At 62.2% G+C, this 14,769-nt stretch carries 13 protein-coding genes and 2 pseudogenes; 7 read left to right on the top strand and 8 right to left on the bottom strand.

The window, feature by feature from the left end; genetic code table 11:
• Positions 1-157 precede the first annotated feature (157 nt).
• Together QMX97_RS11480 and QMX97_RS11475 are read left to right on the top strand one after the other, a co-directional pair.
• On the top strand, positions 158-952 hold the full coding sequence (locus QMX97_RS11480) for a helix-turn-helix transcriptional regulator (RefSeq protein WP_282396955.1): 795 nt from the start codon (positions 158-160) through the stop codon (positions 950-952).
• Entirely contained in the window at positions 952-2,403 is a 1,452-nt protein-coding gene (locus QMX97_RS11475; RefSeq protein ID WP_282396954.1) for an efflux transporter outer membrane subunit, read from the top strand. Before QMX97_RS11480 ends, QMX97_RS11475 begins: the two co-directional genes overlap by 1 nt.
• Here QMX97_RS11475 and QMX97_RS11470 read toward each other — a convergent pair.
• A pseudogene (locus QMX97_RS11470) lies at positions 2,333-2,620 on the bottom strand (4-hydroxyphenylacetate catabolism regulatory protein HpaA); the annotation flags it as partial. The gene QMX97_RS11475 and the pseudogene QMX97_RS11470 sit on opposite strands and share 71 nt — an antisense overlap.
• Between QMX97_RS11470 and QMX97_RS11465 the strand changes: the two are divergent.
• Positions 2,612-2,743, top strand: a pseudogene (locus QMX97_RS11465) (aldehyde dehydrogenase family protein); the annotation flags it as partial. The pseudogenes QMX97_RS11470 and QMX97_RS11465 overlap by 9 nt on opposite strands.
• A 92-nt stretch (positions 2,744-2,835) precedes the next feature.
• Here the strand turns inward: QMX97_RS11465 and QMX97_RS11460 are convergent.
• Positions 2,836-3,240 (bottom strand): Rid family hydrolase, encoded by a 405-nt coding sequence (locus tag QMX97_RS11460; protein WP_282396953.1) that lies wholly within the window; start codon positions 3,238-3,240, stop codon positions 2,836-2,838.
• 151 nt (positions 3,241-3,391) lie between these two features.
• Here QMX97_RS11460 and QMX97_RS11455 point away from each other — a divergent pair, with 151 nt between their 5' ends.
• Positions 3,392-5,641, top strand: coding sequence for a hypothetical protein (locus tag QMX97_RS11455; protein ID WP_282396952.1), 2,250 nt, complete (start codon positions 3,392-3,394; stop codon positions 5,639-5,641).
• A gap of 12 nt (positions 5,642-5,653) precedes the next feature.
• Positions 5,654-7,171 (top strand): DUF2357 domain-containing protein, encoded by a 1,518-nt coding sequence (locus tag QMX97_RS11450; RefSeq protein WP_065904142.1) that lies wholly within the window; start codon positions 5,654-5,656, stop codon positions 7,169-7,171.
• A 20-nt stretch (positions 7,172-7,191) separates the two neighbouring features.
• Here the strand turns inward: QMX97_RS11450 and QMX97_RS11445 are convergent, their stop codons facing one another.
• Positions 7,192-8,532 carry a sorbosone dehydrogenase family protein gene (locus QMX97_RS11445; RefSeq protein WP_282396951.1) on the bottom strand — a complete coding sequence of 447 codons (1,341 nt, stop codon included), beginning with the start codon at positions 8,530-8,532 and terminating at the stop codon, positions 7,192-7,194.
• Positions 8,533-8,757: 225 nt separating this feature from the next.
• Here QMX97_RS11445 and QMX97_RS11440 point away from each other — a divergent pair, with 225 nt between their 5' ends.
• Entirely contained in the window at positions 8,758-9,225 is a 468-nt protein-coding gene (locus tag QMX97_RS11440) for an Sbal_3080 family lipoprotein (protein ID WP_065904154.1), read from the top strand.
• Here QMX97_RS11440 and QMX97_RS11435 read toward each other — a convergent pair.
• The 5 genes from QMX97_RS11435 to QMX97_RS11415 all read right to left on the bottom strand — a co-directional run bounded on the left by QMX97_RS11435 (position 9,209) and on the right by QMX97_RS11415 (position 13,652).
• Complete coding sequence (locus QMX97_RS11435; protein ID WP_282396950.1) at positions 9,209-10,141, bottom strand: pyridoxamine 5'-phosphate oxidase family protein; 933 nt, start codon at positions 10,139-10,141, stop codon at positions 9,209-9,211. The two genes, QMX97_RS11440 and QMX97_RS11435, sit on opposite strands and share 17 nt — an antisense overlap.
• Positions 10,142-10,220: 79 nt before the next feature.
• Entirely contained in the window at positions 10,221-11,105 is an 885-nt protein-coding gene (locus tag QMX97_RS11430; protein WP_282396977.1) for a LysR family transcriptional regulator, read from the bottom strand.
• Complete coding sequence (locus QMX97_RS11425) at positions 11,105-12,025, bottom strand: LysR family transcriptional regulator (protein WP_282396949.1); 921 nt, start codon at positions 12,023-12,025, stop codon at positions 11,105-11,107. Before QMX97_RS11425 ends, QMX97_RS11430 begins: the two co-directional genes overlap by 1 nt.
• A gap of 18 nt (positions 12,026-12,043) precedes the next feature.
• Positions 12,044-12,676 carry a glutathione S-transferase gene (locus QMX97_RS11420; RefSeq protein WP_282396948.1) on the bottom strand — a complete coding sequence of 211 codons (633 nt, stop codon included), beginning with the start codon at positions 12,674-12,676 and terminating at the stop codon, positions 12,044-12,046.
• Positions 12,677-12,779: 103 nt separating this feature from the next.
• Positions 12,780-13,652, bottom strand: coding sequence for a LysR family transcriptional regulator (locus QMX97_RS11415; protein WP_282396947.1), 873 nt, complete (start codon positions 13,650-13,652; stop codon positions 12,780-12,782).
• A gap of 132 nt (positions 13,653-13,784) precedes the next feature.
• Here QMX97_RS11415 and QMX97_RS11410 point away from each other — a divergent pair, with 132 nt between their 5' ends.
• Positions 13,785-14,558 (top strand): glucose 1-dehydrogenase, encoded by a 774-nt coding sequence (locus QMX97_RS11410; RefSeq protein ID WP_282396946.1) that lies wholly within the window; start codon positions 13,785-13,787, stop codon positions 14,556-14,558.
• The last annotated feature ends 211 nt before the right edge of the window (positions 14,559-14,769 follow it).

The raw sequence follows: 14,769 nt of genomic DNA, 5'->3' as shown, positions 1-14,769 counted from the left end.
TTATGGCACGTTGTGTCCCTCGTTTCTGCTACATACGTAGGACGAATCCCCAGGCTAACTACACGCTCGAGTGCCGACTCTGCTTCATGAAGAACGGATCGCCCCGTAGAGGCCCAGGGAGTTTGTGACGGTTTTCGACATCAAGGATGAGATGGCTATGAGTTTGACGAGCAGTTTTGCCAACACGCAAAGCACGCATTTTTATGCCGAAATGGGCGAGTTGATTGCCAACTGTGGGCACGCGGATTTTGCTGCCCACATGCTGCACCTGGTGGACAAATGGGTACCGATCCACCTGGTGGACCTCAGTGAATGGACCCTGGACGAGTTGCGCGACCGCGTACTCGATATCAAATTGCTCGGCAGTGCCGGCCAGAACCAGGACCTGCCGCCGCCCCTGACCCTGCACTCGATCAACGACCACCCACTGCTGCGCGACATGCTCGGCATGCAGGACCCGTTGCTGATCCAGCTCAAGGCCAAGGCCGACAGCGCGCACCCACGGGGCACCTCGCACCAGTGCAACCTGGTGTCACGCCAGGGCAATCGGCGCTGCGTGATTTCGTTCTACCGCCCGCCGACCCAGCGCGGGTTTTCCCTGGCGCAGCTGTCGTTTCTCAAGTGCCTGTCGGACACGTTGCTGCCGTTGATCGAGTGCCACGCCCAGAGCCTGCGCCAGGCGCCGTCTCCCGTGCTGGAGCCGGCCCACACCCTGCTGGAGCAGTCGCAGTTGCAGCACGCGTTCTACAAACGCCTGTCCCTGGGCGACATCACCCTGTCGGCGCGCGAGCAAGAGGTGTGCCTCGGCCTGTTGACGGGCGGCACCGTGCCGCAGATGGCGGAAAAACTCAGCGTGAAAAACAGCTCCATCGAAACCTACCTCAAGCGCGCCGCCGCCAAGCTTGGTGTGAGCGGCCGACACGGCCTGGCCAAATGGATGGTCGGCGCCTGATGAACCGACCCGCGCTCATCCCCTTTGCGCTGGCCTGGATGCTGGGCGGTTGCTCGCTGATCCCCGAGTACCAGCGGCCCGAGTCCCCCGTGCCGGCGCAGTACCCCCAGGGTGGGGTCTACCGCGCCATGCCCACCTCGGACTGGCACGGCATGTTCCACGACCCGGCGCTGCAGCAACTGATCGGCGCGGCGCTGCTCAATAACCGCGACCTGCGAGTGGCCGCGCTGAACGTCGAAGCCTTCCAGGCGCAGTACCGCATCCAGCGTGCCGACCTGTTCCCCGCCGTGTCCGCCACCGGTGCCGGCAAGCGCCAGAAACTGCCGGGGGATGTGACCGGTACGGGCAAGTCCGCGATCACCTCGAACTACTCCGCCACCCTGGGCCTCAGCGCCTACGAGCTGGATCTGTTCGGCCGTGTGCGCAGCCTCAGCGAACAGGCGATGCTGACTTACCTGGGCACCGAAGAGGCGCGGCGCAGCACGCAACTGAGCCTGGTGGCCAATGTCGCGAATGCCTACCTGACCTGGCGCGCCGACCAGGAACTGTTGGCCCTGGCCCAGCAAACCCTGGCCGCCGACGAGCACAGTTGGCAGTTGACCCGGCGCAGTAAAATCGCCGGCAAGGCCTCGGCGCTGGACGTGGTGCAGGCGCGTACCAGCGTCGACAGCACCCGCGCCAGCGTGGCCCGCTACGCGCGCCAGGTCGCCCAGGACCTGAATAACCTGACGCTGCTGGTGGGCAGCCCGGTGGATGAACACCTGCCGTCACGCCCACTCGCCGACGAACTGGTGGCGCGCCTGCCCGCTGGCTTGCCGTCCGATCTGCTGCAACGCCGTCCGGATATCCTCCAGGCCGAATACCAGCTGCAGGCGGCCAACGCCAATATCGGCGCAGCCCGCGCGGCGTTCTTTCCGTCGGTCACCCTCACGGCCAACGCCGGCAGCACCAGCACCGAACTATCGGGGCTGTTCAAGGGCGGTTCGGGCACCTGGACGTTCCAGCCGCAGGTCAACCTGCCGATCTTCAACGCCGGCAGCCTGCGCGCCAGCCTCGACTACGCCAAGCTGCAAAAAGACATCAGCGTGGCGCAGTACGAAAAATCCATCCAGAGCGCCTTCCAGGAAGTCGCCGATGGCCTCGCCGCCCGCCAGACGTTCACCGACCAGCTCGCGGCCCAACGCGACTTCGTCGCGGCCAACCAGGCTTATTACGACCTGGCCCAACACCGTTACCGCAGTGGCGTGGACAGCAACCTGACGTTCCTCGATGCCCAGCGTTCGCTGTTCAGTTCGCAGCAGGCGCTGATCATCGATCGGCTCGCGCAGTTGGTGGCCGAAGTGAACCTGTACACGGCACTGGGCGGCGCTTGGGACGTCAGCGCAACTCCGACTGCCTTGTCGGGCGCGCCGGCAGCGAATGGGCACACAGGCGCAGCAGGCGAATCATGATCAAGCGCGTCAGGCTCTCCAGCGCGGCGGCGCGCCCCGGTTGCTCGCCGTTGATCTCACGGCTGAGCGCTTCGAACAGCGCGTCCACGCCTTCGGCGTCTGCGGTCAGCGCCACACACGCGGCACCGGAGGCCAGGCTGGGGTCGGCGTCGATCAAGGCCCACATTCGTTGCTGGCGCACTGTCAGCACATGCCCTTCTGCACCGGCGTCAGTCACAACATCCTGCTCGACCCCGCAGTACCGTTTGGCGGCAACCGTTCTGCGGGGATTGGTCGGGAGTTTGGCAGTGCGGTCATCGAGGACTACACCGAGCTCAAGTCGGTGATGATTCGGTACTGAGGCCTGGCGCTTGCTCCCCTGTGGCAAGAAAGCTTTTGTGTGGCAAGCGGGCTCACTACAGAACACAGCCGACGCTGCCATGGCTTTTTTGTTCACCTGCGCGCAATCACTGCCTCCGCCTCGATCTCGATCAACCATTGCGGCAACGACAACCCGCTGACGATGATCCACGACGAGGGCGGCGGGTTGTGCGGGAAACGCTCACGCAACGCTTGCGCTATCGGCTCCTGCTGCTCACGTGCGGACTCGACGATATATAACCGCAGCATGACCACGTTGGCCAGGCCGCCGCCGACCTCGGCCAGGATTTTTTCGATATTGTCCAAGGCGGTCGCAGTCTGCTCGGCAATGCCCAGGCCCATCGTGCATTCCTCGGCATCTACGCCCACTTGGCCGGAAAGCAGAATGCGCCGGCCGTCAGGGACTTCGAGAGCCTGGCTGAAACCATATTGCAAGGAGTTGAATACCGTCGTGGGATTGATGACCTTTCGTTGCATGACTAATCCTTGTTGTCAGTAGGAAAATAAGGCTAACCCAGCAATAGTCGTCAATCTGACAGTTCAACATCCCGCAACACTTGTGACGTTATTTGATGCCTCGCGAGATATCACTTTGATACTATCGACGCCCACCAGGGAGGATGTTGGCGTGAAGATCGAGAACGATGCGGTTTTGAATACTCACTTGCAGGCGATTCTAGCGGGCCCGGCCATGTTGCCAGGCAACCTGGAATGGGCTTCAAACGTCGAGGCGTTTATCGCCAAGGCCGAAGCCGGCAAACCCGAGCAACTCACTGAACGCACGTTCCTGCGTCATCTGTGGAACGCCCAAGCTCTCAGCAAGACGGGTAACGGGCACGTCACTATTGAACCAGCACTTGAAGACCCGGACTTTGTGCAGTGGTTCGCCACCCAATTTTCCGCCCCGCTACCTGATGATCCTGTGTTGGTTCAACGCACGTTGATGTCGTTGTACAACGAGATGAGCGAACGTATGCACGCCCTGTGCAAACGAACGCCCAGACTCAAGATCAACCGAATCATGTGTGCGTTTTTTCCAAACCACTACACAACGATCGCTGACGTCGGAAGGTTGACTGAACTCCACCGGGAATTGGGCGGAGACGCGAAAGATCATCCGGTGCAAATGCACCAACATATTCGAGCTCGCATCGATAGCGCACTTGAATCGACCGACACACCCGTTTCATGGTCACTGCGTCTGTGCCTGCCATGGCTGTTGTACAAAAAACTCAACACAACCACTGACCCCGTGGAGGAAGGCAAGATTGAGCCCACGGAACTGGGTTTATCTCCCCTGCCGGCCACACTGCGCCGCAAAGGATTGACACCCTTCGGCGGAGGTTTACCCAGCGTATTGGGAATCCTTGCAGAGCTGAATGAGGGTGTCACCAGCAGTGAGCTTTCGGACATTCTCAGGGTGCTGAGCCCCGACGCCGGAGACCGAGCGATACTTTCAGCAAAAAACGTAATCGTACGCGAACTGGATATCTGCAAGCGCGAAGGTGATCTCTACATTCTGAACGCACGCGGGTTGAATTTGCTGGAAACGCAGGAACCGGATGAATTGGCGGACCATCTGCTGACACGCATACTCGGTATTGACCACGTTATTGATCATTTAAGTAGAGAACCCAGCAGCAAGCCTGAGCTGATCGCGCTTTTGCAAACAGTGCATCCTGGCTGGACATCCCCAGCAGTTCCGTACTCGATTCTCAACTGGCTGGCGAGCATGGAGGTGGTGCAACAGGACAGCGACAAGCATTTACTGTTGAGCGAGCGCGGTAGACGCTGGGCAGAAATGATTACCTGGAAGCCGGAAAAACTGTCCGAGGGCTTGGTGATCCTGGCCGAACCATCGCAGGCCAACGAACATGAAAACCTGGTACTGCCTGCCTGGCCCGCCCTCCTTTCCCGACTACAAGCACGTACCGCCCAGCAGCAAATGGCTTTTGACCCACAGCTTGTCGCCCAACTTCATGCGGGTTTGTGGTCGCATCCGCTACGACACTTCGCCGTGTTGACCGGCATATCCGGCTCTGGCAAAACCCAGTTGGCTCTTCACTACGCCCATGCGCTGTGTGCCAGTGCGTCAGGGCAGTCCCTTAATATAAAAGTCATTCCGGTCCAGCCCGGATGGTACGACGCGGGTGCGCTTCTGGGTTACGTCAACCCTCTAAGTGATAGTGCCTACCGCAGTACGCCGTTCCTCGACGTCTTGATGCGAGCCTGCGAGGATCCGCAAACGCCTTATGTGGTCATTCTCGATGAGATGAACCTGTCACATCCCGAGCAATACCTCGCGCCTATCCTGTCGGCGATGGAAACAGGGGGAGATCTGGACCTGCACCAATTGGGCGACGATACCCTGCATATCCCGGAACTACTGCGTTATCCAGCCAACCTGGCCATTATCGGCACAGTGAATATGGATGAGACCACCCACGGCCTTTCGGACAAAGTGCTCGACCGCGCCTATACCCTCGAATTCTGGAAGATTGACGTCGACGCGTTTCCTGGCTGGAGTGACTCGACACTCCCCCCAGAGCACCTGGCAAAACTCAAGCAAGTAATGGTGAGTCTGGTCAAAGCGCTTGAGCCGGTGCGCTTGCATTTTGGCTGGCGGACCATCAATGACGTCATCAACTATTTGACGTTCCAGCACCAGGGCGCTATGTCTCTGGAAACCGCTCTTGATGACGTTATCTACGCCAAAGTCTTGCCGAAGATTCGCGGTGAAGGGATTGCGCCATTTCAGAAAGCCCTGGCCGCAGTGTTGGACTGTCTCACCTCCCATGGTCTGGCACGATGTGCCGAAAAAGTCAGCAGTATGCAGGACGACTTGCAGGTGACGGGTTCTGCACGGTTTTGGCGGTAGGCGTCCGTGACTATGTTACGTATCCGCTTACACAGTACTGAAGCTTGGAACACGATTAGCGCGGATGAACTGTCGGAGGGCTATGAAGAATACCTTCGGTATCAAATCAGCATTGATCAAGGTTCAAGGTTGATTATCGATGATCTCGAATTGCTCTCCAAAGGCGGTATTTTCGAGTGGCAACCCGGTTTCTATGCCGGTCACGTTACGGTCGAAGTCATTGCCGTATGCGGCACTGTCAAAACTTGTCGACTGCAGGTTGACGCCAAAGCGCAAAAATCAACCGTCGAAGTTTTCAACGAGATGATTGGCGCCTTGCGCACCTTTGACCCGGCACTGCTATTAGGAGAGTGCGCCTCGACGCTGGGCTTCGGCAACGGGGCTCAAAAAACTCTGCTGGCCGACACTATTCTGTTGGCAAGATTGCGTCAGTATGCAAAGGCATTTCTAACAGCAGCGGAGCGTGCATTGTACGAGCCGCATCAAAGACTCAGTGCTTCCCGCCAACCCGTTCCGCTTGCTCAAATCAGACGACTGCCCACTGACGCGTTGAGGGACCGTCGACTTGTCTCGTTGCTCAATGGCAGCGGCCCCACGCATGACACTGATCTGCTCATCCATGGCATCAGTTCGAGACACACCTGCGACACGCCTGCAAACCGTACCTTGCGAGCGCTGCTCAAGCGCTTCTCTGTCACCTGCGCAAATCTGGCAATCAAGGTTCGCAGCCACTCATTGGCAGGGTCCAAAGAAGACCAGGCAGCACGCAGCGAACGTCGCCTGGAGCTCCTCGACGGTTTTTTCTCTCTTAGCCAAAGTCTTCTTCAAGGCCCAACGCTCAGCCAAGTGTCGGATAGCGGTGCCAGTGCAAGTGGCCTCACACAAATAGCTGCCCACCCCCGATACCAAAAGGCCTACCGGCTTGGCTGCGCAGCGCTGATGACCGGAGTGGCTGGCGATAACCCGGCGGACCGACTACACAGTCAGCCCACGTGGGGAATTTTCGAGACGTGGTGCTACATCGAGGTGCTGGCAATTATTGCGCGGTTAACAGGCGCCGAGCCTACGCCAATCTCCAAGCCCGTACCCCACGCTCAACTCGCGTACCTGTTCCTACTGCCCGATGCGTCCACTCTGGAGGTGCTGTTCCAAGCACGATTCCGATCGATCGCAAAACTCAATAAGCCGTTCGCACGCAGCCTTTCTCGCGAACGCTACCCCGATATCCTGCTCGTCCAAAAGCAGAGCCTGAAAACCCGTAGCATGATCCTCGATGCCAAATGGCGCAGTGGCCGCAGCAACGTACTGGAGGCCATGGAGTCTGCGCACATTTACCACGACAGCCTCAGGGTGGACGGCAATATTCCCAACCCCTGTCTTTTGCTGCTTCCGGGCCGTGCATGCATCACTGCGCTGGAGACCGAGGAGTACTTGAGAGAGAACGCGGTGGGTGCGATCAGCGAATTTTCAAAGGGCGGCATAGGTGTCGAACGGCTAACGACGCACATTCAGCACTGGCTTGATTCTTAAGCAGGGCAACTACCCCAGCCTCAAGGCTTGTCCCGCATCACCCGCCACACCGTATTCCCCACATCATCCGCCACCAGCAATGCGCCTTGCGCGTCCAGGGTCACGCCCACCGGACGGCCCTGGGCTTCGCCCTCGGCATTGAGGAAACCGGTGAGGAAGTCCACCGGTGTGCCCGTCGGCTGGCCGTCCTTGAAGGCGATAAACACCACTTTGTAGCCCGCCTGCGGGTTGCGGTTCCACGAGCCGTGCTCGCCGACGAACACGCCATCGGCAAACGCCGCCGGCATGCTGCGGGCGTCGGAAAAGGTCAGGCCCAGCGGCGCGACGTGGGTGCCGAGGGCGTAGTCGGGGGCGATGGCCTGGGCGACTTTGTCCGGGCGTGGCGGCTGCACGCGGATGTCGACGTGGGCGCCGTAGTAGCTCCACGGCCAGCCGTAGAAGGCGCCGTCCTGCACCGAGGTGAGGTAGTCGGGTACGAGGTCGCTGCCGATTTCGTCGCGTTCGTTGACCACCGTCCACAGCTGCGTGGAGCCGGGTTTCCACGCCAGGCCGTTGGGGTTGCGCAGGCCGCTGGCAAACAGGCGTTTCGCGCCGCTGGCGATGTCCAGCTCCCAGATGGCCGCGCGGCCTGCTTCGGCGTCGAGGCCGTTTTCGCCGACATTGCTGTTGGACCCCACGGTCACGTAGAGCCGCGTGCCTTCCGGGTTGGCCAGCAGGTTTTTGGTCCAGTGGTGGTTGATGCCGGCCGGCAGGTCAGTGACGTGGACCGGGGTGGCGTCGATGTGCGTCTGGCCCGGCGTATAAGGCACCTTGACCACCGCGTCGGCATTGGCGATGTACAACTCATCGCCCACCAGTGCCATGCCGAAGGGCGACGCGAGACCGGTGAGGAACTCGCTGCGCACCTCGGCATGCCCATCGTGATCGGCATCGCGCAGCAGGGTGATGCGGTTGGCGCTCGGCGTATCCGCGCCGACGCGGCCCATGACGATGCCCATCGCGGTGCGGCGGGCCCAGGCGATCAAGCCGGTGCCCCCATCGGTCGTGCCTTCTGGCATCGGCGGGTGATTGCTTTCGGCGACCAGCACATCGCCGTTGGGCAAGGTGTAGACCCAACGCGGGTGGTCGAGATGGTCGGCCAGCGCGGTGACGGTGAAGCCTTCGGGGGCACGCGGCTGCACCTGCTCGGGCCAGCCCACGGCCTTGGACACCTTGAGCGTGGGCATCAACGAAGTGCTGGGCTCCGGCAGTTGGGGCGTGGGGCCGACACCGGCCTGGAAGGGCAGCTTGGACGATTCGCCACAGGCAGTCAGAACCGCCGCAGCAGTGATCAGGAGTGCCAGTCGGCTCGGGTTGTTCATGCTTGAAACCTCGGGAAAAATCCCGACGCAGTATTGCCTGATGACCCGGGGGTAAACACCGGCGATGGCGCAATTGAGTTTTAACCGCAGGGCACGAATGCCTTGAGCCCACGAAGGGCCATCGCGCTTGCTGGCGATAGCGACCCTGATGCAATCGCCGGCAAGCCGGGCTCCTGCAAGGGATCAGCTATCATTAAGCCACCACTCATGACATGGACCGTCCCTATGCGCCCGCTATCTGCTTCCGCTGTTGTGCTGACCGCCCTTTTCCTCTCGGGGTGCAGCATTACGCAGACCGTTACCCCGGTGGCCTTGTCACCCGCCCAGTCCGCTGAAATCTGCATGATTCCCGCCGCGGGCCTGCGCAGCGGGTTCAACAGCACCTACACCGCGCAGCTGCGCAGCAAGGGTTTCCAGACCCGCGAGTTGCCGCCGGGCAGTCCGCCCGCGAGTTGTGCACTGTCGACCACCTACATCGGCACCTGGAGCTGGGACTTTGCGCTGTACATGACCTTTGCCGACATCCAGGTGTTTGAAAACGGTCACCGCGTCGGCCAGGCGCTGTATGACGCGACCTGGGGTGGCGGGCGCCCGGACAAGTTCATCAGCGCACAGAACAAGATCATCGAGATGACCAACCAGTTGTTCCCTGCAGCCTCCTATGCCAATCCCCAGGCTACCCATTTCCCATAGCCAGGCTGTGCGGCGAGAACTCCACGAAGCGCCACCTCAACGCGAGGGCTGCCGGACGCCGCACCAGACGCTCCACGGTGACGGTCCACAAGCGTTGCGCGCCTTCGAAGCGGGCGACTTGCGGTCCGTCGAGGATCAACGAGGTGCGCCCGGTGACCTGCAGGACGTCCCCCGATTCGAAATCGATGAACAACAACCCCGCCACCGGGTTCACGTGCAGGTTGCCCAGGGTGTTGAAGAACAGGTTGCCGGCGAAGTCGGGGATGGTCAGCAGATCACCTTCCACGTGCACAAAGCCGCGGTAGCCGCCGCGATGGGACACGTCCACCGAGCGTTCGTCGGCGACGTCGACGTAGCTGGCGACGAAGAACGTGTCGGCGCTGCGGATCATTGCGTGGGCCGCGGCATCCAGGCCGTCGAGGCGCTCGACCCGCGTGTCGGGTCTGCGTGCGACGCCAACCACCGGCCGTAGCTGGATGTATTTGGGGCAATTGCCGTAGGTGTGTACCACCTCGATCGAAAAACCCTCGTGCCCCAGGCTGCCGATCCGGCCATTCAGGCGGTTGCGTCGGCGTGTGTTCAGGTCGATGCCAAGCACGCCCACGCTGGCGCCGCGATGCAACGCAGCACGGGCGGGGTCGCTCACGGACGGCACGCTGTCGATCTGCAAGGTCTGCGGGTCGGGTGAATGCGCGAACCCTGGCGCGGCTTCGATCATCGTCGCCCAGGGAAGCCCTTGTTCATCCACCACGCCGAGCACCAGGTACGGCAACAGGGGATAGAAGTCCCGATGCTGCTCCGGCAAGTGATCGCGGATCACCTTGGGCCCGACCACGGCCATGCGTTCGGCGGCGCCGGCGTTGTGCTGGAGATACCGTTCGCCGGCATGCCAGGGGGAATGTTCGATGGGATTCATGCTGCTCACCTCCGAGTGGATAGGCCAATGGTGCGCGCTGGCACCCCACAGAAGAATGCCCACGCCGGGCAATCGACTGTTACACCAACTGAAATGCCGGATGATCCCGCAGCGCCGCCACGCAATGGTCGACAAAACTGCGCACGCGCATCGGCGCATGGCGGCCGTCGCGGTACACCACGTGCACCGGCAACGGCGGCGGCTCATAGTCCGGCAGCACACGACACAGCTCGCCGCTGAGGAGGTGCTCATGCACGGGATAGCTCAGGCAGCGAATCAGCCCCGCCCCCTGCACGGCCGCATTGATCGCACCTTGCACCGTGGTGCTCCTCAAGCGCGCACGCGCCTTGAGCGGGCCGCCTTTGAAAGCCCAATCGACCGGGTCGGTGCTGGCGATCAGTCGATGCTGTTTCAGCGCGTCCGGGTGCCGCGGCTCGCCATGGGCAGCGAGATAGCCAGGGCTGGCACACAGGATCGGCCGCACATGCCCGACCGGTCGCGCAACCAGGGATGAACTGGGCAGCTCGCCCACCAAAATCGCCACGTCCAGCCCCTCTTCGTGCAGGTTGGGGTAATAGTCGTGGTAGTGCGCCACCAGGTGCACGTCGGGGTAGCGATCCATATAACCGGCCAACACGGGCGCCATCACATAACGGCTGAAGAGCAGCGGCAGGAACACGCGCAAATTACCCTGGGCCTGATCGTGCATGCCCTTGGCCGAAGCCTGTGCAGCGTCCACGGCGGCAAGCAGACGCACACAGTCGGCCAGGTAGGCCTGGCCAGCCTCGGTCAGGCTGACGCCGCGTGTACTGCGCACCAGCAACGCCACGCGCAGGCGGGCTTCCAGGCGGGCAACCGCGCGCATCAGGGTCGGGCCGGACACCGCGACACTGCGCGCCGCCGAGGCCAGGCTCGGGTGCCCGGCCAGCGCGGCGAACAGCTGCATATCGCGGTATCGCTCCATCATCCGCGCCGCTTCATCGCCGGATTCAGGGCTGCGTCCTGGCCCAGGCGGTGGGTGAGGAAATCCACGAAAGTGTTGATCTTGGCCGGCACTCGCGGGCTTTTCTGGAACACCACCTGGATCGGCAGCGCCGCGGGCTCGAAAGCCTCGAGGACAATCTCCAGCTCACCGGCCGCCACCGCTGCGGCGACTTGATAGGACAGCACCCGCGTCATGCCCCAGCCCTGCCTCGCCAGGTTGATCGCCGCATTGTTCGCCGTCACCACCAGGCGCGGCTCAATCGGCACGGTCAGTGGCTGGCCATCCTCGACAAACCGCCATTCGCTGACAAGTTGACTGGAGGACGAGGTCGCAATCTTCGCATCGCGCAACTGCGAGGGGTGCCGGGGCCGGCCGTACTGCTCCAGGTAAGCCGGCGCCGCACACACCACGCGGCGCACCTCACCGACCTTGATCGCCTGCTGCCCCGGCTCCTGCAGATGGCCGATGCGCACGGCCACGTCGACACCTTCGTCGAGCATATCGACCACGCGATCGACCAGCAGCGCATTGATACTCACCTGCGCAAAACGGTCGAGATATTCCCCCAGCGCCGGTGCGACATACAGCTCGCCGAACAACACCGGCGCGGTCACCGTCAGGTGGCCGCAGGGAATCGTATAACTGCCCGCCGCCGCTTCCTCAGCCTCGTCGAGTTCAGCCAGGATGCGCCGACAGTCTTCCAGGTAACGCTGGCCCGCTTCCGTCAGGTGCAGGCTGCGGGTGGTGCGCGCAAGCAACTGCGTGCCGATCCGCGCTTCCATGGCGGCAATGGCGCGGGTCACGCTGGGTGGCGAGGTGTTGAGGCGGCGCGCGGCGGCGGCAAAGCCCTCCTCCTCGGCCACCGCCAGGAACACCTGCATTTCATGGAATCGGTCCATCGACAGGCCTCGTGAAAATCAGTGTGATTGCAGCCCCACCGCCGTGCGCGGCATGCCGACAAACCCCGGTAACGCTTCAATGCTGGCGAGCCAGGCGCGTACATGAGGGTAGTCGTCCAGCGACACATTGCCTTCCGGCGCGTGGGCCACGTAGGTGTAGAAGGCGACGTCGGCAATGCTCGGCTGTTCGCTGGCCAGGAAGCGGCTGTGGCGCAATTGCTGCTCCACCAACTGCAGCAACGCGTGGGAACGGCTGATCGCGGTGTCGGTATCGACCTGGGCACCAAACACCAAGGCCAGGCGTGCCGCAGCGGGGCCGGCATGCAGTTGCCCGGCGGCGGCCGACAGCCAGCGCTGGACGCGCGCCTGGCCTATGGGATCGCTCGGCAGCCATTGGCCTTTGCCGTAGGTGCTCGCGAGGTACACCAGGATCGCGTTGGAGTCCGCCAGTACCGTGCCGTTGTCGTCAATCGCCGGCACCTGGCCGAAGCTATTGAGGGTCGCGACGAATTCAGGCGCTTTGTGCGCGCCCTGCTTGAGGTCGACCAGAATAAATTCACTGGGCAAGCCCAGCAGGGACAGCATCAACTCGACCCGATGAGTGTGGCCGGACAATGGAAAACCGTAGAGTTTGATCGCAGGCTGGGACATGGAAGGCTCCGAAAGAGGGGTTCGACACACCGCATGTTCCATCGCTGCCCGGGTCGATGGAATCACCAGGTTTTACAATCCAGCATTTCACCCGGTGAAACAATCACTCACCAAACAAATCGACGATCAGATCGAACAGCGTGCGCTTGACGGCGCTGTCCAACGCGGTCCAGGCCAGCCCCGTGCTGGTCTCGAAACCACCCAGTTGCAGAGGCCGAGACACGCAATTGGCCGGCAGGGCCCGCGTCGCCTGAAACGGCAGCACGCCAACGCCCAACCCGGCGCAGACCAGCGCGAGCATAGTGGTGAACTCGCCCAGCTCCGAGGCGATGTGCAGGGGGATGCCCAGCGCCTGGATAAACTCATCGTAGAAGCCCGGGGCATAGCGCCGCGCGAGGATATACACCGGCACATCGAGCAGGTCGGCGGGCTGGATGGACGCGTGTGCCGCCAGCGGGTGATCCACGGGCAACGCCACGCAAAAACTCTCGTGCAGCACCGCGCGGGTCTGGATCCCCGGGTGCGCGGCCGGCAGGCGCATCAGGCCGAAATCCAGCAGGCCGTTCTTCAGTGCGATGGCCTGGTCGGGGCCGGGCATGTCCTTGAGTTCCAGCTCGAGGCGCGGGTAACGCTGGTGCACCGCGCGGATCAACTCGGGCAACCACTGCGGGAGTACCGAGGACACAAACCCCAGGCGCACCCGGCCGATCTCGCCACGGGTGGAGGCGCGCGCCGCATCCGCCGCCCGCGTCGCCTGGTGCAAGGTGGCCTGGGCTTCCGGCAGGAACACGCGACCGGCTTCGGTCAGCGCCACCGAGTGGCGATTGCGGTCGAGCAGGCGCACGCCGAGGCCGCTTTCGAGCAACTTGATCTGCATGCTCAGCGCCGGTTGCACAATCGACAGCTGCGCTGCCGCCCGACCGAAATGCAGCTCCTGGGCGAGCACCACAAAGGCCCGCAAGTGTTTGAGCTCCATACCCTACCCTGGTGATCACCGATATTGATCACAAGATCATAAATGAACATTGGACCTACTCCCTGGATTGCAGCGAAGTTAAGCCCATCAAGCCCTGTTTGGTTATCACCCGCGCGTTCGGAGAACGGTTCCATGCACAGTGTTTTAGACAACTTCCGCCTGGATGGCCGGCTCGCGCTGGTCACCGGTTCCAGCGCCGGTATCGGCCTGGCCATTGCGCGTGGGCTGGCCCAGGCCGGCGCACGGGTGGTGCTCAACGGACGCAATCGCGGCAACTTGTGCGATGCAGCCGCGATGCTCACGCTGGAAGGCCTGGAGGTGCACACCCAGGCATTCGATGTCACCGACAGCGCGGCGATCCAGGCCTCGGTGGCGGATATCGAGGAGCGCCTCGGCCCGCTGGAAATCCTCGTCAACAACGCCGGCATGCAGCGTCGAGGGCCGCTCGAAGACTACAGCGAGCAGCACTGGCGCGAATTGATCAGCACCAACCTCGACAGCGCGTTTCTGGTCGGCCAGGCCGTGGCGCGAGCAATGATCGCGCGCCAGCGTGGGCGCATCATCAATATCTGCTCGGTGCAAAGTGAACTGGGCCGCCCGGGCATCGCGCCGTATGCGGCGAGCAAGGGCGCGTTGAAGATGCTCACCAAGGGCATGGCCATCGACTGGGGCCCGCATGGGTTGACTGTGAATGGCATCGGCCCCGGTTACTTCAAGACCGAACTGAACGCCAACCTGGTGACCCACCCCGAATTCAGCGACTGGCTGGTGCAGCGCACCCCGAGCCGCCGCTGGGGCGACGTGGCCGAACTGGCCGGCGCCGCCGTGTTCCTCGCCAGCGACGCCGCGAGCTTCGTCAACGGGCATATTCTTTATGTGGATGGGGGAATTACTGCGTCGTTGTGAGGGTTGGAGCTGGGAATGGGATTGTGGCTGAAAGTGAGATTGTGGCAGGGAATGAGATTGTGGCTGAAAGTGAAACTGTGGTGAGCGGGCTTGCTTATTGTGGCGAGCGGGCTTGCCCCGCGTTGGAGCGCGAAGCGGTCCCAATAAGACCGCCGCATTCCGTCAGACACAATGCGGTGGATGGTTTTAGGGCGGCTTCGCCACCCAACGC

The sequence above is a fragment of the Pseudomonas sp. PS01298 genome (assembly GCF_029959745.1).
Lineage (GTDB): Bacteria > Pseudomonadota > Gammaproteobacteria > Pseudomonadales > Pseudomonadaceae > Aquipseudomonas > Aquipseudomonas aylmerensis.
The sequence above is the reverse complement of the archived record's forward strand: the minus strand, read 5'-3'. Positions and strand labels throughout refer to the sequence as shown.